The organism is Halobacillus massiliensis (assembly GCF_900166625.1).
Lineage (GTDB): Bacteria > Bacillota > Bacilli > Bacillales > Halobacillaceae > Halobacillus_A > Halobacillus_A massiliensis.
This window is the reverse complement of sequence record NZ_LT800499.1, coordinates 1,290,790-1,309,939: the sequence shown is the minus strand read 5'-3', so window position 1 is coordinate 1,309,939 and position 19,150 is coordinate 1,290,790. Positions and strand designations below refer to the sequence as shown.

At 41.0% G+C, this 19,150-nt stretch carries 16 protein-coding genes; 3 read left to right on the top strand and 13 right to left on the bottom strand.

Features of this window, described 5'->3' with window-relative positions:
• Positions 1-19 precede the first annotated feature (19 nt).
• From B7E06_RS06515 to B7E06_RS06505, 3 genes are all read right to left on the bottom strand, one after another.
• Positions 20-841, bottom strand: coding sequence for a carbohydrate ABC transporter permease (locus B7E06_RS06515; protein ID WP_082233204.1), 822 nt, complete (start codon positions 839-841; stop codon positions 20-22).
• Positions 841-1,770 carry a carbohydrate ABC transporter permease gene (locus B7E06_RS06510; protein ID WP_082233203.1) on the bottom strand — a complete coding sequence of 310 codons (930 nt, stop codon included), beginning with the start codon at positions 1,768-1,770 and terminating at the stop codon, positions 841-843. Before B7E06_RS06510 ends, B7E06_RS06515 begins: the two co-directional genes overlap by 1 nt.
• Positions 1,771-1,856: 86 nt before the next feature.
• Positions 1,857-3,137, bottom strand: coding sequence for an ABC transporter substrate-binding protein (locus B7E06_RS06505; protein WP_082233202.1), 1,281 nt, complete (start codon positions 3,135-3,137; stop codon positions 1,857-1,859).
• Positions 3,138-3,452: 315 nt separating this feature from the next.
• Between B7E06_RS06505 and B7E06_RS06500 the strand changes: the two genes are divergently transcribed.
• The 3 genes from B7E06_RS06500 (at position 3,453) to B7E06_RS06490 (ending at position 7,409) form a co-directional block, all read left to right on the top strand.
• Positions 3,453-4,514: a LacI family DNA-binding transcriptional regulator gene (locus B7E06_RS06500; protein ID WP_082233201.1), complete on the top strand. Its 1,062-nt coding sequence runs from the start codon at positions 3,453-3,455 to the stop codon at positions 4,512-4,514.
• 46 nt (positions 4,515-4,560) lie between these two features.
• The gene (melA, locus tag B7E06_RS06495; RefSeq protein ID WP_082233200.1) at positions 4,561-5,862 is read left to right on the top strand and encodes an alpha-glucosidase/alpha-galactosidase; all 1,302 of its coding nucleotides are present in this window, start codon (positions 4,561-4,563) and stop codon (positions 5,860-5,862) included.
• A 134-nt stretch (positions 5,863-5,996) separates the two neighbouring features.
• The gene (locus B7E06_RS06490; protein WP_082233199.1) at positions 5,997-7,409 is read left to right on the top strand and encodes a glycoside hydrolase family 18 protein; all 1,413 of its coding nucleotides are present in this window, start codon (positions 5,997-5,999) and stop codon (positions 7,407-7,409) included.
• 114 nt (positions 7,410-7,523) lie between these two features.
• Here B7E06_RS06490 and B7E06_RS06485 read toward each other — a convergent pair whose 3' ends face one another.
• The 10 genes from B7E06_RS06485 to B7E06_RS06440 all read right to left on the bottom strand — a co-directional run bounded on the left by B7E06_RS06485 (position 7,524) and on the right by B7E06_RS06440 (position 19,083).
• Positions 7,524-9,014 (bottom strand): tripartite tricarboxylate transporter permease, encoded by a 1,491-nt coding sequence (locus B7E06_RS06485; RefSeq protein WP_082233198.1) that lies wholly within the window; start codon positions 9,012-9,014, stop codon positions 7,524-7,526.
• 16 nt (positions 9,015-9,030) lie between these two features.
• A complete protein-coding gene (locus tag B7E06_RS06480) occupies positions 9,031-9,489 on the bottom strand; it encodes a tripartite tricarboxylate transporter TctB family protein (protein WP_082233197.1) in 459 nt (152 codons plus the stop codon).
• A gap of 26 nt (positions 9,490-9,515) precedes the next feature.
• Complete coding sequence (locus B7E06_RS06475; RefSeq protein WP_245807690.1) at positions 9,516-10,511, bottom strand: tripartite tricarboxylate transporter substrate binding protein; 996 nt, start codon at positions 10,509-10,511, stop codon at positions 9,516-9,518.
• 164 nt (positions 10,512-10,675) lie between these two features.
• Entirely contained in the window at positions 10,676-11,350 is a 675-nt protein-coding gene (locus B7E06_RS06470; protein ID WP_082233196.1) for a response regulator, read from the bottom strand.
• The gene (locus B7E06_RS06465) at positions 11,347-12,942 is read right to left on the bottom strand and encodes an ATP-binding protein (RefSeq protein ID WP_245807689.1); all 1,596 of its coding nucleotides are present in this window, start codon (positions 12,940-12,942) and stop codon (positions 11,347-11,349) included. The genes B7E06_RS06470 and B7E06_RS06465 overlap by 4 nt, the downstream gene beginning before the upstream one ends.
• 88 nt (positions 12,943-13,030) lie before the next feature.
• A complete protein-coding gene (locus B7E06_RS06460) occupies positions 13,031-14,236 on the bottom strand; it encodes an acyl-CoA dehydrogenase family protein (RefSeq protein ID WP_082233194.1) in 1,206 nt (401 codons plus the stop codon).
• Between the two features lie 17 nt (positions 14,237-14,253).
• The gene (locus B7E06_RS06455; protein WP_082233193.1) at positions 14,254-15,300 is read right to left on the bottom strand and encodes a phosphotransferase family protein; all 1,047 of its coding nucleotides are present in this window, start codon (positions 15,298-15,300) and stop codon (positions 14,254-14,256) included.
• 29 nt (positions 15,301-15,329) lie between these two features.
• Positions 15,330-16,715: a short-chain fatty acid transporter gene (locus tag B7E06_RS06450; protein WP_245807688.1), complete on the bottom strand. Its 1,386-nt coding sequence runs from the start codon at positions 16,713-16,715 to the stop codon at positions 15,330-15,332.
• A gap of 16 nt (positions 16,716-16,731) precedes the next feature.
• The gene (locus B7E06_RS06445; protein ID WP_082233191.1) at positions 16,732-17,487 is read right to left on the bottom strand and encodes an SDR family NAD(P)-dependent oxidoreductase; all 756 of its coding nucleotides are present in this window, start codon (positions 17,485-17,487) and stop codon (positions 16,732-16,734) included.
• Between the two features lie 18 nt (positions 17,488-17,505).
• The gene (locus tag B7E06_RS06440; protein ID WP_082233190.1) at positions 17,506-19,083 is read right to left on the bottom strand and encodes a class I adenylate-forming enzyme family protein; all 1,578 of its coding nucleotides are present in this window, start codon (positions 19,081-19,083) and stop codon (positions 17,506-17,508) included.
• Positions 19,084-19,150: the final 67 nt, after the last annotated feature.

The following is a 19,150-nucleotide window of genomic DNA, read 5'->3' as shown; positions in this document are numbered from 1 at the left end:
CAAAATCTAGTAGAATAACTTACCCTTTTACCGCTCCGGATGACAGACCGGCAATAAAGTATCTTTGTAATAATAAGAATAAAATCGCCATCGGAATCATAGCAATGAACGCGGCCGCTGCTACAAGACCGAGATTATGCTGATTTTCTCCAAAGAAGCTTGCCATAGCGACAGTTAATGTCTGCACATCACTGTTTTGCAGGAAGAAGATCGCAAACTGATAATCATTCCAGATGAATACACAAGCGATAATTAAAACAGACGCTGTAACCGGCTTTAATAGTGGAAAGACAACTCTGAAGAAAATTCCAAGCGTACTGGCTCCATCAATTTTCGCTGCTTCTTCAAGCTCTTTAGGAATCGTAGAACGAATAAAACCCGCATACAGAAATACGGTCAGCGGAATAAAAGCAGCCACGTTGTTTAAAACCGCGACAGTACGTGTATTCAGCATTCCTATATCCACGATCAATTGATAAAGCGGCACAAGTGCGGTAAGCGGCGGGATCACCATTATAGAAATAAAAAACATCATCGCCGCCTTATTCATCTTAGTCGCACGGCGTGCTAAAGGATAGGCCGCCATCGATCCAAAAAGAATGAGTAATACGGCAGCGAAAAAAGTAATAATCAGTGAGTTTATAAAGGCAGGACCTAGATTGGCCTGCTGCCAGGCAATGGAAAAATTCTCAAGACTAAAATATTTAGGAAGTGCCCAGCGGGAACTGAAATCCCCTCTCGTCTTTAAAGCTGTAGTGATAAGGATGTAGAAGGGGATAATATGAATAGCTGCCACCAGAACAGCAAGAATTGTCAGTAATAATTTCTTTGATCGGCTCATCAGGCTTCAATCTCCTTCCTTTTGAAGTACCACAGGGCAAGCAAGCTTAAAATAAGGATAATGAACGCAATGAGTACACCTTGTGTAGCTGCATACCCGGCATCCTGCCTGCTGAAATATAAGTCATACATAAACGTAGAACTGGACTGTGATGCATTACCAGGTCCGCCTCCTGTTAAAGCTACAATGACATCAAATAGTTTTAAACCACCAATGATATTAATGACTACATTGATTGTTATGGAAGGCGCAAGCATCGGAAGAGTGATCCTCTTAAACTTCTGAAAAGAAGATGCACCATCGATATCAGCTGCTTCATAAAAATCTTTCGAGATTCCTTGAAGACCTGCCAAGTAAATAATCATGGCAATACCGACAAACTGATACGTATTTACAAGGACGATAATATATGGATTGATGTTTGCATTCCCCAGTGCATTTATTGGGTCAAACCCGAAGAAGATCAAGGCATCATTCAAGGCTCCATTTTGAAAAGCAAAAAATAAATAAAAAATGTATCCCATAATTAATGGGCTGATAATAACAGGAAGATATACAATCGTACGAGTTACTGTTCTAAACTTAATAGAATTGTTTAATAACAGGGCATAACCTAAACCAAGCGCATTTTGCAGGAGTGTACTTCCTATTCCATATAAAAGTGTGTTCCGAATGACCGTCCAGGTTGTAGGATCTGAGAACATTCTCTGGTACTGCTCCAATCCTACAAAGTTCATTGTTTGAGAAAATCCGTTCCAATCGGTAAATGAAATTCTAACCCCATCTAGAAACGGGTAGACAATAAATACGGTTACAAATAAAACAGCTGGCAGATACATCCACCATAAAGATTTTTCCGTTTTCATTTTCCTCCGCTTCCCTCCCATTTCCGCAGATCTGCTTTTCAACTTCCCAACCAGTTCACTCATACTCTTTGTCATCTCCTTATAAAAAGAGTTTGCTCCTTAATAGAAAAGGGAGAGCTTATACTCTCCCTCTATTTATCAAACGAATTTTATTCTTCTCTTAATCGGTTATATTCAGACTCCATCGTCTTAGCCGCCTGTTCAGGTGTTCCGCCGGCCAGCAGTTCCTCTGTAGTAGTGGCCATAACATCCCACATGCCGCCAGGAAGGTAAACCCGGTCGAAATAGCTGACAATTTCTGTACCTTCATATTTTTTAAGATCTTCAGAGAAATAAGTATCCGCTTCTACTCCCTCAAGAGCTGATGCAAGGTTGGTGCCTTCTGCAATCTGCTGTGCATGGTCGGGCTCTGCCATAAATTCGATAAACTGTTTTGCTTCTTCTTTCATCTGAGAGTCTTTAAAAATAGCAAGTGTAAAACGTTCTCCACCAATCCAGACAGGCTCGTCTCCCTCATGGACTGTAGGTGTCGGCATCAGCCCGATTTCCACTTCAGGGTTTACCTGAGTAGTATCCGGACCGATAGAACCGCCTGAAAACATGAAAGCAGCCTGTTCACCAGCCATAATTTCTGCTGATTGTGCATACTTCGCTGTTAACACGTCCTGATTTAAAAGGTTTTCTTCCTGGAGCATAAGAAGCTGTTCAGGAAGCCACTCATAACGGCTCCAGTCAAAGGATCCATCTAATAACTCTTCGGTATAATCATGATCTTCATCTGTCGCAAACATTGGAGTTAACATCTGGTCTACCATTTGTCCTAATGGGAATCCATCTCCACCGGCAATCCATAGTGGAGTAACCTGACCTCCGCTTTCATCTCGAACGGTTTTTAAAGCTGCTACAAATTCGTCCCAAGTCTGTGGCACCTCAATTCCATATTCATCTAATACTTTCTTATTATAAATGACACCATCCTGGGCCATGTTTACTGGGTAAGTGTAAACTTTCCCATCCTCATCGGTTACGATGTCTTTCATTTCAGGTTTTAGCTTGTCCACCCAGTCCATATCTCTTTGGTCCATTACATATTCTCCATATCTAAGCTGTGACCATCCGTGCGTATCAAATACATCAGGGAGATCATTTGCGGCCATTTGGACTCTCATTTGGTCTTCATAGCCACCAGCAGGGAAACTGGCTTCAACGTCAATATCACTTTCTTCTTCAAATTCAGCAATTAACTCTTCAAAAGTATTTCTTTCGCCCTCGCTGCTTGCCGTCATTGCTACCGTAAGTTTTCCTTCCTGGGCCCCTGTAACTTCTCCTTCTCCATTGCTTCCTTCACTTTCTGCACCGCCACTTCCACAAGCTGCTAACAAAGCTGACATACCTACAACGCCGATTAACTTTACCATTGAATTCTTCATTAAATTACCCCCTCGTTATAAATAGAATGAAAAAGTACTGCAAACAAATTAGTAAAAATAAACCAATTACCATAATATTTTTACTAAAATTTTATTAAGTTACTACGAATATAGCAGATAAAGAAATCGCTTACAAGTTATTTTTTGAATTTTTTATTTATTTGCCAATAATTTAAACTGAAGGCCTGGGTTTGGTTGTGCAGGTTGTTGTGAAGAGTATTAAGGTAACCCAAATAAAATCTTTGTAATGGTAACCTGAATGTGATAAATTAATTGATAAGTAAAATTTTAGTTAAAAAGGAAGAGGGTGAAATAATGGCCAGTTTAAAAGATGTTGCAAAAGAGGCTAATGTGTCTATTGCAACTGTTTCCAGAGTGCTGAGAGGCGATAAAACCTTATCTGTAGCTGACTCTACGCGCGAAAGAGTCTTACAATCTGCAAAAAAACTAAATTATCTTTCATTAACTGATAAGAAAAAAACCTCTTTACTATATAAATCTAAAAAGTCGATCGGCTTAATTGTTTTTTGTTCAAAGGATTATGAATTTGAAGATGAATACTTTACCGGGCTAAGGGTAGGCATAGAAGCAGAAAGTGCCCGCTTAAATATGAATATCACTACTGTCGTTCGCCAGGGTAGTAATTTTTTAGAAGAAAACAGTCTAAACGATTTAGATGGAGTGATCGTGGTCGGCAAAGTTATCCCTGAGGTAGTGCAAGTTATTTATGAAAAGTTTAATAGAGTCGTCTTTGTGGATGAATCTCCGGATCCTGAGATTTTTGATAGTGTGACCTCAAACTTTTTTGGAGCAACAAGTCAGCTTATGAAACACTTATTCTCTTTAGGACATGAGGAGATTGGTTTTATAGGTGGAGGAGAAACTATTCACTCTACTTCATCTCCCCTTGAACTGGATGTGATGGATAATGTGGAAAAACTTCGCTACCTTCCTTATAAAAAAATCATGTGCAGCAAGGGAAGCTATAACGAAGAAAATGTCTATATCGGTGAATGGTCGACAGACTCAGGCTATCAAATGATGAAAAAAGCTCTAAATAAAGGGAATCTCCCAACAGCTTTTCTTATTGCAAGTGATCCCCTCGCAATAGGGGCGATCCGCGCATTGCACGAAGCCGGCATTAAATGCCCGGAACAGGTATCCATTGCAAGTTTCAACGATGTAGAAATAGCAAAATTCATGAGTCCGTCATTAACTACGGCTAAAGTCTTTACGGAGCAAATGGGTAAATCAGCGGTAAAGTTATTAAAGGAAAGAATGGAAGGAAGAGAAGTACCTTCGAAAGTTACTCATCCCTGCAAGATTCAGTATCGTGAATCGGCAGTTATGAACAGCCGTACAACCCTATCCGTTTAGGTTAAATTAAAAGCGTTTTCAAATACGTGAAGCAGGAGGAAAGATAATGTCAAAAATAACTTTTATTGGTGCAGGCAGTACGATTTTTGCCAAAAATATTTTGGGGGACTGCATGTTTGTCCCTTCTTTAAATGGTTTTGAATTTGCCCTACATGATATTGATGAAAAGAGATTAAAAGAGTCTGAACAAATGTTAAAAAACCTGGCCGAGCGGTATAACCAGTCCATTAAGATTGTTTCTTATTCAGACCGGAAAGAGTCGCTAAAAGAAGCGAAATACGTTATAAATGCTATCCAGGTCGGTGGATATGAACCGAGCACGGTTATAGATTTTGAGATTCCTAAAAAATATGGTCTTCGGCAGACGATCGGAGATACGGTAGGCATCGGGGGGATTTTCCGTTCGCTAAGGACAATTCCTGTAATGAAAGCCATTGCTGATGATATGGAAGAGGTCTGCCCGGATGCCTGGCTGTTAAACTACACAAACCCAATGGCCGCATTAACTGGGTATATGCTGCGCTATACAAACATTAAAACAATCGGTCTCTGCCACAGTGTCCAAGTTTGTACGAAGGATTTATTTGAGGCACTTGATATGGATCATGAAGGAACGGAAGAAAAAATTGCCGGCATCAACCATATGGCCTGGCTATTAGAAGTAAAAAAAGACGGCAAGGATTTATATCCTGAAATCAAGAAACGTGCCAAAGAGAAGCAGAAAGAAAAGCATGATGATATGGTCCGATTCGAATTAATGGATAAATTCGGCTATTATATAACCGAATCTTCCGAGCATAATGCTGAATACCATCCTTATTTTATAAAAAATGCTTACCCGGAATTGATTGACCGCTTTAACATTCCTCTTGATGAGTACCCGCGCCGCTGCGTGAATCAAATAAGAGATTGGGAAGAGATGCGGGAGGAGATCGTTCATAATGCGCAGTTAAGCCACGAGCGTTCCCATGAGTATGGCTCACGGATAATTGAAGCGATGGAAACAAACATCCCCTTTAAATTCGGGGGAAATGTGATAAACGAGGGCGGGCTTATTTCAAATCTGCCGAAAAGTGCTTGTGTAGAAGTCCCGTGTATAGCTGACCGCAATGGCATTCTCCCTGTCTATATCGGAGATCTGCCGGAGCAGTTAGCAGCCTTAAACCGTACAAATATTAATACACAACTTTTAACCATTGAAGCTGCAGCTACAGGAAAAAAGGAGCATATTTACCAGGCAGCCATGCTTGATCCTCATACAGGTGCAGAACTATCCATGGACGATATTACATCTATGTGTGATGATCTTATCGAAGCTCATGGAAACTGGCTTCCTGAATTTAAGTAAAAATACTTAACCGCCGGCGAGAGATCCTGCTCACTCTCCGGCTTTTTTTATTTTTAAAGAAAAGGATAACCATAATAGGACAGGACTCCTGTGAATAACTTTATAATAGAAAGGTTTAATAAAGGAGAGGTCCTATGTGGATTCATGTTGTTAAGCAGGGAGAAACCTTATGGCAGATCGCACAGGCCTATGGGGTAAACATAAATCAGATTATATACCTTAACCAGCCGGCCAGCCCGGATATATTGGTCATTGGCCAGGCCCTGGTAATTCCCAACCCAATCCGCGAATATGTGGTAACGCCAGGAGATAATTTATGGGCCGTTTCTCAAAGATTTGGAGTGAGCATCAACGATCTAGCACAAGCTAATAACATAGCAGACCCCTCAAGAATTACAACGGGAGAAATGCTGATTATCCCTTATTTTAGGTATAGAGTTCAACAAGGAGATACACTAACAAATATCGCGCAACGCGTTGGAATCAGCGCCAGTCAAATTGCTGAGGCGAACAATATAGAAAGCCCTGAAACGATTTCCGTTGGCCAAATTATGATAATCCCTGCACCCGCACGTCCAATTACCGAGATAAATGCCTATACTACACAGCTCAATCCTCAGGGAGCCCAGGAGGTCACAGCTCTTGGCCGAAACTTTACGTATCTTTCCCCTTTTATGTATGCAATTAAAGAAGATGGCAGTATCACTGAAAGACAGGAACAGCCTGTACTTGATGCAGCTGCTGCTCAAAATGTTGCTCCACTACTGACTCTCACTAACTTTCAAGCAGGCAACTTTGATTCAGACTTGGCGGCGGCTGTCCTAAGAAACGAGGACATACAAGAAACCCTTATTAATAATCTATTGGAAGTTATACAAAACAAGGGATATAAAGGAATAAATATTGACTTCGAATATGTTTATCCAGAAGACCGTGAGAATTACACTAATTTTCTAAAACGCTTAACAGACAGGTTTCATGAGAAAAACCTTCTCGTCTCCACCGCTCTCGCCCCAAAAATCAGCGGCGATCAAACAGGATTATTATACGAAGCTCACGACTACCGGGCACAGGCGGAAATTGTAGATTTCATTATCCTGATGACCTATGAATGGGGATGGGCCGGGGGAGAACCGTGGGCAGTGGCACCAATCAATAAAATGAGAGAAGTACTCGACTATGCGGTAACCGTCATTCCAAGAGATAAAATTATGATGGGGATGCCGCTGTATGGACGGGATTGGAAAGTACCCTGGGTGGAAGGGACATTTGCACGAACGATCAGCCCGCAAGAGGCCGTGGGACTCGCTGCCCGATATAATGTCCCTATAGAATATAACGAGGAACATCAATCCCCTCACTTCTCCTTTACAGATGCAACCGGGCAAAAACATGAGGTGTGGTTTGAAGACGCGCGCAGTATGCAGGCAAAATACGATTTAATGAAGGAATATGGATTAAAAGGCGGAAGCTACTGGGTACTCGGTAATCCGTTTCCGCAAAACTGGGCGGTCCTTCAGTCTAACTTTCAAATACGTAAACTTTGAATATAGTAAAAGACCAGTTTCTTTAACAAGAAAACTGGTCTTTTTTCTGAATATCTTCAATAGTTCAGCTTCTGAGATAACGTTTTAAAAATGGAAGCTTCCTCTAAAATGACTTTATGCTTGCCTGCTGCTCATTCGGCTCCGGAAAACAGGTACTAAGAATGATAGCAGCCCAATTATAATCAGCGTTAGTGATATCGGTTGTGAGACAAACACCATGTAGCTTCCGTTTGAAGCAGTCAGTGCCTGGCGTAATGACTGTTCCATCATTCCACCTAGAATAAAGGCGAGGATAAATGGAGCGGCCGGGAACGAGATCAGCCTCATCAAATAACCAATGACTCCAAAGAAGAGAAGAACATAAAGATGAAACACATTAAAGCTTACAGAGTAGACCCCTATCATACTAAAAATAATAACGAGTGATATTAAAAGCGGTCTAGGTATTTTAAGCAATTTAGAAATATAAGGAATTAAAGGTAAGTTCAGTACAAGCAAAAATATGTTACCAACGTACATGCTTATAATGATTCCCCAGAAAATATCCGGTGAGTCCTGTACTAACAGCGGACCCGGTTGGATGCCGAGGACTAAGAATGCTCCAAGTAATACGGCAGTCGTGCCTGATCCAGGAATACCAAGACTTAATAATGGCACAAAAGCACCGCTTGTCGCTGCATTATTGGCCGTTTCAGGGGCAGACAAACCTTTGATTGAACCTTTTCCAAATTCTTCGGGTTTTTTTGAGATCTTTTTCTCTGTAATATAACCGATGAAAGAAGCAATTGTAGCTCCGGCGCCAGGAAGTACTCCTAGGAGAAAACCTAGAAATGACTGTCTCGAAATAGGCCCTCGCATTTCTTTTAAATCTTCTTTACTCAACTTGATACTCCCCACATCATTTTTATCAGTTAAGGAAGTGTCCTTCCGGTTTATAATCAGAAAACAGACTTCTGCTAACGCGAATAAACCAAGAGCGATAACAAGGAAATCAAACCCTTCTAACAGGTTAGGGTTGTTAAATGTAAACCTTGGTGTACCTGTCTGTCCATCAATACCGACCGTTACAGCGATAAAACCAAGGGTCGCTGAGATTAAAGCCTTCACCGTTGAGCCTTCGGATAAACTGGTAATGGCGGTCAGCCCCATAAACATTAGAGCAAAGTACTCCGGCGGTCCAAATGTAACAGCAACCTGGGCTAAGGCCGGAGCAAATAACATAAGCAGCACTACAGATACTGTCCCTCCGACAAAGGAAGAAACCGCTGCTATGGCTAACGCTTTACCTGCTTCTCCTCTTTGGGCCATTGGATAGCCGTCAAAAGCGGTAGCAACTGTCCCCGATATACCAGGGGCATTTAATAATATAGAAGACGTGGATCCTCCAAACACGGCTCCATAATAAACACCTGCCATCATAACTAAAGCCGAGGTGGGACTCATCCCATACGTAATAGGGATCATAATAGCAATCGCGCTAATCGGTCCAAGTCCTGGCATCATGCCGATAAATGTTCCTATAAATACGCCAATCAATACAAATAATATTCCTTCGATACTGAAGGCTACCTGCAAGCCCTGCAGCAATCCATCATATCCTCCCATAACCTATCAACACCTTTTAAAATGGTAGTATGCCTTGTGGCAGTCTAATTTGCAGCAAGTAGTTAAAGACGTAATATAATATCCCGGGAAACAGAAGAGATACAATGACATTCGTTACCCAGCGGCGATATCCTAAGAAAGCTGCACAACCGAAGACGAATAATGCTGTCATAATCAAAAAGCCGATCATTTCAAACAAGAAAATATAAATAAGAATCATTCCAGCGACACCGAGCATCATTGGAATTTCTCTTTTTGGAACGTCTCTTTTGGCTTTTTGCTCTTTTGTTTCAGAGGATTTATCAAAATATAATAGAATCGCTAAACCAAATAGTATAAACCCGAGCACCTTAGGAACCAGGTCAGAATCCACCGGTACATATGGGTACTCTCTTAAATTAAAGCTTAAATATAAATAGCCGATTGAAAATAACATGAGCACAATGCTAATTTTCTGGTTCATTGTTTTTACCATATCGAATCACCTCATTTGTACATTGTCTACCGTCCTAATCCCATTTCATCAAGAAGAGTTCCCAGCTCCTTATTTTGTTCTGCTAGAAATTCTTTGTACTCCTCGCTCGTCATATACATTTCTTCCCATCCGTATTTCTTGCGGATTTCATCAAATGCCTGTGAATCACTAACTTCTTTAAATTTTTCTTCATAATATTTCACTTGAGATTCCGTCATACCCTTAGGTCCAAAAAAACCTCTCCAGTTTATAAAAGTAGCATCAATTCCCTGTTCTTTAGCGGTAGGAAATTCTGAGAGAGTCTCCCCTTCCAGACGTTCTTCCGCAGTAATTCCTAGTACTTTAATTTTTCCGCCTCTTACCTGTTCCACTGTTTCTGCTACACCCGTTGAAACAACATCGGCACTTCCATTTAATATTTGGGTAAGTGCTCCGCCATCCTGTGAGGAAACATACTTAATTTTCGTAATATCTACGCCTGCTGCTTTAGCAATTTTCACAAACTGCATATGATCCATCGAACCGGGAGAAGATGTACCAACTACTGTAATTTCACTCGGATTCTTTTTCATCTCATCGAATAGTTCATTCAAATTATCCCATCTGGCATCATCCCTTACAGCAAATGCTGCATAATCTCCAATCATATTGACAATAGGGGTGAAATCCTCATATCCCAGCTGAGACTGCCCATTTAAAGGAATAAAAATAAGAGGTGGTGAGCCGACAAAAAGGTAATGAGGGTTTTCTTGTTTTCTATCAATATAAGCCCAACCGACAGCTCCGCCGCCTCCCGGTTTATTAACAACACCAATATCCTCATCAATAATTCCTTCTTCTTCCATTACCATACTAACCGTACGAGCTGTCGTATCCCATCCGCCTCCCGCACCGGCCGGTGCCACCATTTCAATCGGCCGCTGAGGTTTGAACTCCCCGTTTTCTGAACTTGCAGATTGATTTCCACATGCAGAGAGAATAACTAACAATAATAATAGGCAAAAACTATATATTTTTTTCAAGAACGTGACCTCCTTTTTAGAAAATTAAGAATTATGTAATTCATATAGTAATAGACATACTTTCTTTTGTAATCGTTTTCAAAATAAGTCTTATTAAAAAAATAAGCTGAATTAAATTCATATAATTTATGAAGACATAAAAAAACAGCCTGCTCCAGGCTGTTTCAACTTTGATAGAAATATTTTCTTTCTGGCCGTCCTACTTTTCCGTACCTCATTTCTGCGATTCCTTCCTTTGTAGAAATTAAATATTCTAAATATCTTCGTGCTGTCGTTTTAGAGGCACCTAAATAGTCACTTGCTTCTTCTGCTGTTACTCCATCATCACCGCGTTCTTTTAATAGCTGTCTTATCTTCTTTAAGGTTAATTGGTCAATCCCTTTAGGCACGTGTTTTGAAGGATTTACTTTTGAATCTTTGCCTATTAACTGGTCAATCGTTTGCTGATCTAATTTATCAGCACTATTGATTAATTTCTTCTTCTTACGATAGGATTCTAATGTTTCTATAAATCGTTCCATAGAGATAGGTTTAATAATATAATCAACCACACCATAATTAAGGGCTCTGGAGATCATTTCTTTTTCATTTGCTGCTGTAATCATGATAATATCTAAACCTACATGAATTTCTCTAAGTTCAGGAAGAAGATCAATCCCTAACCGGTCAGGCATATAGACGTCCAGTAATAAAAGGTCAGGTTTATGGTCTTTAACAGCTTTCAAAGCAGCGCCTGCATTCAAAGCCTTGGCCGCCACTTCCATACCATTGATTTCATTTATAAATTTTTCATGGAGCTGTGCCACACGATAATCATCTTCTGCTATGATGACTCTCATTCTATCCCTTCCTTTCGTTTTTCTATAAAAACGGAAAACGTTGTTCCTTTCCCTTGTTTCGTATCGATTTCAAATGCTCCGCCCAGCTCTTCTAAAATCTCTTTTACATTAGGCAGCCCAAACCCTCTATGGTCGCCTTTCTTTGTAGAAAATCCCTGATCAAATATATAAGGGAGCTGCTCTTCTGAAATTCCAGGTCCATTGTCGCTCACTTCAAAAACGATTTCTTCCCCAACATCAATCGCGGAAAATACCACCTTTTTTACTTTGTTTGGACTGACTGCTTCAAAAGCGTTATCGATTAGATTCCCGAGTATAGTTACAAGCTTCGCACGATTTATATGGGAAGGCATTATACCTAAGGCAGATTCTTCATGAATTTGAAAATCAATTTTCATCTCAGAGGCTTTACTCAATTTCCCAAGCAATATCGCTTCTACAGTTTCATCTTCAATTTGATGAAGGCGGCTTGATTGATTGCTGGCTATTTGAAATTCTGATTCTATTAAATCAATGGCTTCCTGATAATGCTTAAGCTGCAATAAACCGAGTAAAACATACAGCTTATTCGCAAACTCATGGGTTTGTGAACGTAAACCTTCTGAATATCTCTTGATTTCAGACAATGCATTAACCATATCACGCACTTCTGATTTATCACGAAAGCTGGAAACAACTCCCACTACTTCCCCATTTTCTATAACGGGGGTTCTATTTACGATAACCGTTCGATCTTTAAGATATAACTCACGATCCCGTTCCGCTACTCCCGTTTGTATCACCCGTTCTGCTTCTGAAGCAGGCAGGATCTCTCTTATCTGCTTATTAGTAATATCTTCAGTAATATTTAATAATTGTCTAGCTGATGAATTAATCATGGATACCCGTCCATCACGGGTAATAGAAATAATTCCTTCTTTAATAGATGAAAGAACCGCTTCTCTTTCTTGATATAGAGAAGCAATTTGATAAGGTTCAAGTCCCATCGTGTCTTTTCGGATACTCCTAGTCAGTAAATAACCCCCTATGCCGCCAATCAAAAGGACGAGCAAAGAGATTCCGGCAATATTACCCAGCCTTCTAAAAAAGGCAGTATATATATCTTCCATTAAAAAGCCGACTGAAACTATGCCGATAACCTCCTGATTATCGTTAAAGATGGGTGCCTTTCCCCGAAGTGAAGGACCGAGAGTCCCTTTCGCCTGAGACACATAATATTTTCCTTCTAATAATGCAGGTTCATTATCTCCCCCAACCATCTTCCCCCCAATTCTAGAGGGATCCGGATGGGCATAGCGGATACTTTCCGTATTTCCAATAACTACGAATTCCGCCCCCATTCTCTCTTGTATCTGCAGGGCAAGCGGCTGCAGCTTGTCCGATGGGTTTTGTTCTTCAAAAGCTTCTCTTACGGAGGGCATATACGATATCGTCGTTGCCGTCTGGAGAGCCTTATCCCCCATTACAGCTTCCGTATCTTCGAACTCCCAGTAAGTAAATACGCCAGAGAGGATAATAATAATAGAGACGATTAGAGTAAAAATTAACACTTGAATTTTTGTTTTTAAAGAAACATGAAACCTGCCTTTCATCATCATCTTCTCCTTATGTAAACGCTATATCAATAGTAACTAAAAAAGACTCGCCTGTATAGACGAGTCCTTAACTGGTTAGTATTCATTACTGAAATTTTTTCAATTCCAACCGGCCGATATCCCGTAAGTGGACTTGATCGGGTCCATCAACAATTCTCAGGGTTCTGGCGTTAGCCCAGTGAGCAGCCAGCGGGAAGTCTTCTGAAACTCCTGCTCCTCCAAACACTTGAATGGCACGATCGATAACATTTAAAGACACACGAGGTGCCACTATTTTTATCATCGCAATCTCTTTCCTGGCTGCTTTTGCTCCTTGTTCGTCCATCTTTTGGGCTGCATGAAGAGTCAATAGGCGAGCTTGATCAATTTCAATCCGTGACTCGGCAATTACTTCCCGAATTACCCCTTTTTCAGCCAGCGGAGATCCAAATGCCTCTCTTTTTAAAGCTCGTTCGCCTAATAATTCGATCGCACGCTCTGCTGCCCCAATCGCCCTCATGCAATGATGAATCCGGCCTGGCCCTAAACGGGACTGAGCAATTTCAAAGCCGGCCCCTTCTTCATAAATCAAGTTTTCAACCGGTACTCTAACATTAGTAAAATGAATTTCTGCATGCCCATGAGGCGCATGATCATACCCAAAGACCGGCAAGTGACGTTTTACTTCTACTCCTGGTGTATCCATAGGAACAAGAATCATAGACTGCTGTCGGTGACGAGGACCTTCCGGATCTGTTTTTCCCATAAATATAGCGATCTCACAGCGTGGATCCATCGCCCCTGAGGACCACCATTTTTTAGCATTGATCACATATTCATCACCATCACGCTTGATATGGCTTTGAATATTTGTTGCATCAGAAGAAGCAACGTCTGGCTCGGTCATTGTAAAACAAGAGCGGATTTTTCCTTCGAGAAGGGGTTTTAACCAGCGCTCTTTCTGTTCATCTGTACCGAATTTCATAAGCACTTCCATATTTCCGGTATCTGGTGCATTACAATTAAATACTTCAGGACCAATAAGAGATCGGCCCATAATTTCGCATAAATGAGCATAATCATAATTTGTAAGCTGGAGCTCATAGTCTTCTTCGCTGTTAAATAAATTCCATAGTCCTTCCTGTTTTGCCTTATCCTTTAATTCTTCCATTACCGGCGGAATCGTCCAGCGTGATTCTGCATCGTTCAGTTGTTGTTCATAAAGCTTTTCATTAGGATAGACATGGGATTCCATAAACTGGATGAGCTTTTCCTGCAATGCTTCAATTTTGACAGATTTCGTTGTATACATATTCTTCCCCTCCACTATTATCTTAAAATTGGACTTTTTCTAGCTTGCTGTGCTTTTAACAATAAATTTTCGACACCTTTATCTAAATCGGCAAACCTATCATCCTGGATTTCTCCGCTTTTCCATCTTGCATAGATCTGCTGCAGTATACTGGCAATCTTATAAAAGGAAAAAACGAGATAGTAATCGATTTGGGACATATCTCTTCCACTCTTTTCGGCATACAGTTCAAGCATTTGTTTTCGAGAGAAAAATCCTTCTTCTTTTGTCAGAGCAGTAAGTCCTGTATCTGCATCTCCCGGCTCTGTCCAATAAGCAAGTGCTGCCCCAACATCAGTAAGCGGATCACCAATCGTACTGAGTTCCCAGTCAAATACGCCCGTTACCTTCCCCGGCTGGCTGTTAGCAAACATCATGTTATTTAATTTAAAATCGTTATGGACAATCGTAGGTTCCGGAGAATTGGGAATACGTGCAAGCAGCCACTCCTCCAATTGACTTACCCCGTCATACTCGGAAGTTTTCGAACGGTTATATCGTTTAATCCAGCCCTTGACCTGGCGCTCCAGAAAGCCTTCAGGTTTTCCGAGTTCTCTTAATTGATTTTGATTGATATCTATAGAGTGGAGACTTACAAGGGAATCTATGACTGCTTCTGAAATGATTTTTCTGATACCCTCGATGTCTTTATAGTGCTCAGGAAGGTCGTCATCAATCACTACCCCTTCTTTTAACTCCATTACATAAAAATGTTTATCCATAATTTCCAGATTATCACGATATACATACGGTTTTGGAGCAAGTGGAAATACAGGATGGATTTTTTGCAGAATCTTATATTCACGCTCCATATCATGTGCTCTGGGTGGAATTGCCCCAAAAGGCGGCCGCCGCAGAACTCCTTTCCATTCCCCAATTGAAACAGCATAGGTAATATTTGAATAACCAGCTGAAAAACGCTGCACTTGAAGTTCTCCATTGGCTTGCGGGATAGACTCCGTAAGCAGCTCTTTTAGTTTTGTCCAATTAATCTCACTACGGTCTTGTTCGGTAAGCACAGCCATCAGACCCCTCCATTCGTAAGCGCTTACTTTTATGAGATAAATAAAAGCACTATGGCAATTATAATCCCCGTGTATAATAATGTAATCGTCGCAAACCCCATCATATCGCGAATTCTAAGACCGGCAATTGCGAGCATTGGTACAGCCCAAAACGGTTGGATCATATTCGTCCAGGCATCTCCCCACGCTACGGCAGTGACAATTTTAGCTGGATCTACGCCCATCTCAATAGCTGTCGGAAGCATAATCGGTGCCTGTACAGCCCACTGTCCTCCCCCGGATGGAATAAACATATTTAATAATCCTGAGGATAAAAAAGCAAAGAATGGCAGTGTTTGATCACTAGCGATACTTGAAATATTCTGCGAGAGCCAAATCGCTAATCCTGATCCACTGATCATCCCCATAATTCCTGCGTAGAAAGGATATTGCAAAGCAAATTGTCCTACGCTTCCTGAAGCAGCTTTAATTCCATTGCCCAGCTCTTTCACATTGCTATACAGCAGAAGAGCCGCTGTTAAAAACATGAGATTAACAATGTTTAAGTCTAAGGCAAATCCATTCTGATAAAATTGCGCCGTTAAATATGTCACTCCCAGCAGTCCGCCTGCCAAAACAATCACCCGGCTGTTATCCAGCTTTTCATTAGGCTTCATGTCCTTTGTCTTAATTTGCTCATGAGTGATTTTAGTTTCCTGCAGCAGATCTTTGCTGATAGTCACCCTGTCTTCGGGGCGTTTCGGGTGAATGAGCAGCATGACAAATGGCAGAGTAAGAAAGATTACCAGAACTAGAATAATGTTAGTTAATGAAAATAACGTTTCTGATGTTGGGATTAATCCTACCATATCCTGAAAGTTATGTCCTTCGGTTGCTACAAATAGAGAAGGTGAAGAAGAAAGACCTCCCTCCCAAATGATGAAGCCCGAATAGCCGGCAGCCACAAGTACTCGATAATCCACACTCGGAACTTTTCTTCCTACGAGTCGAGCCATGATTCCAGCTACTACTAATCCTAATCCCCAGCTGATAAGAGAACCGATAAGGGAGGAAAAGGTAACAACTAAAATCGCAGACGCCGGTCCTTTACAAAGTCCTGCCGCTTTCTCGAGCAGATTAGAAACAGGTTTAGTAAGTGCTAATGCATAACTCATCACAAAAGTTGTAATTATCTGCGCTGTAAATTCAAGCAGTCCCCAGAAACCGTCTCCCCAGTGAATAACCATATCAAACGGAGAACTTTCCGTTAAAAATATTCCGCTGACAAAAGCAATTAACGTTAGTAAAATGGCAAAAACAAAGGCATCTGGAAGCCAGCGTTCAGCTAATTTAGCAAAAAATATCGCCAGCTTTGCAATTATATTATTCGATTTTGGTTTCTCTTCCCACTCCAGCTTTTTCGCAGTCGGTCCCAATAATATTGCCTCCTTTTTATTGAGCGGTCCATCCGCCGTCCACATAAATCGTCTGTCCTGTCATGTAGCTTGATTCATCTGAAGCAAGCAGCAAAAGGGGGCCTTCCAGATCTTTTAATTCACCGACTCGTTTAACCATTGTTTGATCAATAATTTTGCGTAAACGGTCTTCATCATTCAGCCATCCAGCAGTCATTGGGGTTTTTATATAACCAGGTGCCAGGGCATTTACATTGATTCCGTCTTTTGCAAGCTCATGTGCCCACACCTTTGTTAGCTGGTTAACTCCACCTTTACTAGAAGCATAACTTGTCTGATGACTGCTTCCTACACCACCAAAAATGGAAGAAACATTAATAATTCTTCCGCCCTTTCCCTGTTTAATCATCTGTTTAGCTGCAGCTTGCCCAACGAGGAATACCCCCTTTAAATTTGTATCAATGACACGATCCCAGTCCTCTTCTTCAATATCAACCAGCGGTTTTCGAATGTTTGTACCTGCATTATTTACGACAATATCCACTTTCCCGAAGTGGTTAATGACTTCCTCCATCCAATTTTCTACACTATGTTGTTTTGCTACATCTACGGGTGTAGCAAAAACTTCATAACCTTCCTCTTTTAATTCAATGCTTGCTCTCTTTAGGTCTTCTTCACCCCGGCTTGAAATCGCAAGCTTTACCCCTCTCTTTCCAAGACAGTGGGCCATACCTAATCCAATTCCTTTGCTGCCGCCAGTGATCATCGCTACCTTTCCTTCCAGCTTAAACAAATCGATCCTCCCCTTTCTTTATTTTTCTATAAATTTAGTAAGCTGCTGTTTTAATATTTTCCCTCCAGGATTACGTGGCAGTTCATCGATGAATGTAATCAGTTTTGGAACTTTATAATCAGCCACTCTCTCCTCCATAAAAGCTTGAATAGATTCTGCCTTAGGGGCCGATCCTTTCTTCGGCACGATAAAAGCTTTCACTTCTTCTCCAAAAATTTCATCAGGAACACCTACAATTGCCGCTTCCAGTACTTCAGGATGCCCGTATAGCACATTTTCCACTTCAGCAGAAAATACCTTTTCACCACCGCGGTTTATCATATCTTTTTTACGGTCCATTAAATATACAAAGCCGTCATCATCAATGGCTGCCATATCTTCAGACTTCCAGTAGCCATCTTCAAATGCCTGACGATTTGCTTCCTCATTCCTCCAGTACCCCGCTACAATCATAGGCCCCTTTATATATAATTCACCTACATCGCCAGGTGCCGCTTCTATACCATCTTCACCTATCACTTTCATTTCTCCGGCGGGCACCACTCGGCCAATTGATGCAATCTTAGAAAAATTTTCAATCATAGGAGTAATGGTTGCAGGTGAAGAAGTTTCTGTAGCGCCATATGCATTATGAAGCCTTAAAAAAGGAAGCGCTTTCATTAAAGACTCGATCGTTTCCTGTGACATAGGCGCTCCTCCAAATGCTGCAATGTCTAATGCACGCAGTTTGCCTGGCTGAAAGGTCTCATGACTCAGCATCATAATATATATAGTCGGTACATTAAACAGAAACGTAATGTTTTCCCTTTCAATTAAGTCAAGAAATTTTCCAGTCTGATACCGCTTCATTAACACACAGGTGCCGCCGATAAGCAGCATATAAAATAGCTGTCCAATTAGACCTGTCACATGAAACAGCGGTACAGCAATTAGTGTACGCACAGGTTCTTTTGCTTGAAAGACTTCTTTATAATGAAGCGCGCTGTGAATAACATTTACATGACTGCCAACTGCCCCTTTTGGCATTCCGGTTGTACCTGATGTGAACATAATATAAAGCGGGTCTTCTTCATCTATTGAGGGGTACTCTGGATCAGGGAAATTGTGATGAAGCAGATTTTTAAAGGAGTCATAAATATTTTCTCCTTTTATTCCTTCCGTGCCGATAATTATTGAAGTTGGATGCTGCTTCTTCCACTTTCTAACTAGATCTTCAAACCCCTCTTCTGCGAATAAAACAGAGATATCGGCTTTAATCATCATATCGATTAATTCCTTGTCTGAAGAGCGAAGGTTTAATGGAACTACGATAACTCCTAGACGTGCACAGGCGAGAAACATTTGAATAAACTCCGGCCGGTTCCCGACTAATAAAGCTAGACGATCTCCTTTTTTTAAGTGGCATTCATAATAAAGATAAGCACTGATAACATTCACTTGCTGGAGCAGCTGCTTATATGTCACACGTTCTCCTTGATAGACTATAGCTTCCCTATCAGGATTACTATTTGCAGACTCCTTAACTATGTCTATTAATGTAGATGGGCGTGGCGTGTAAGCATATACTTCTCTTCCATGAATGATTTCTTTGTTCATTGAGGCACTCCTCTCCTTAAAAGGTCATTCACTCTACTACAAGCAAGATTCATGCCAACTTTTTTTG

Coding starts and splice junctions, on each gene's coding strand:
- B7E06_RS06515 (WP_082233204.1), bottom strand. CDS start 841: ATGAGCCGATCAAAGAAATTATTACTGACAATTCTTGCTGTTCTGGTG.
- B7E06_RS06510 (WP_082233203.1), bottom strand. CDS start 1,770: ATGAGTGAACTGGTTGGGAAGTTGAAAAGCAGATCTGCGGAAATGGGA.
- B7E06_RS06505 (WP_082233202.1), bottom strand. CDS start 3,137: ATGAAGAATTCAATGGTAAAGTTAATCGGCGTTGTAGGTATGTCAGCT.
- B7E06_RS06500 (WP_082233201.1), top strand. CDS start 3,453: ATGGCCAGTTTAAAAGATGTTGCAAAAGAGGCTAATGTGTCTATTGCA.
- melA (WP_082233200.1), top strand. CDS start 4,561: ATGTCAAAAATAACTTTTATTGGTGCAGGCAGTACGATTTTTGCCAAA.
- B7E06_RS06490 (WP_082233199.1), top strand. CDS start 5,997: ATGTGGATTCATGTTGTTAAGCAGGGAGAAACCTTATGGCAGATCGCA.
- B7E06_RS06485 (WP_082233198.1), bottom strand. CDS start 9,014: ATGGGAGGATATGATGGATTGCTGCAGGGCTTGCAGGTAGCCTTCAGT.
- B7E06_RS06480 (WP_082233197.1), bottom strand. CDS start 9,489: ATGGTAAAAACAATGAACCAGAAAATTAGCATTGTGCTCATGTTATTT.
- B7E06_RS06470 (WP_082233196.1), bottom strand. CDS start 11,350: ATGAGAGTCATCATAGCAGAAGATGATTATCGTGTGGCACAGCTCCAT.
- B7E06_RS06465 (WP_245807689.1), bottom strand. CDS start 12,942: ATGAAAGGCAGGTTTCATGTTTCTTTAAAAACAAAAATTCAAGTGTTA.
- B7E06_RS06460 (WP_082233194.1), bottom strand. CDS start 14,236: ATGTATACAACGAAATCTGTCAAAATTGAAGCATTGCAGGAAAAGCTC.
- B7E06_RS06455 (WP_082233193.1), bottom strand. CDS start 15,300: ATGGCTGTGCTTACCGAACAAGACCGTAGTGAGATTAATTGGACAAAA.
- B7E06_RS06440 (WP_082233190.1), bottom strand. CDS start 19,083: ATGAACAAAGAAATCATTCATGGAAGAGAAGTATATGCTTACACGCCA.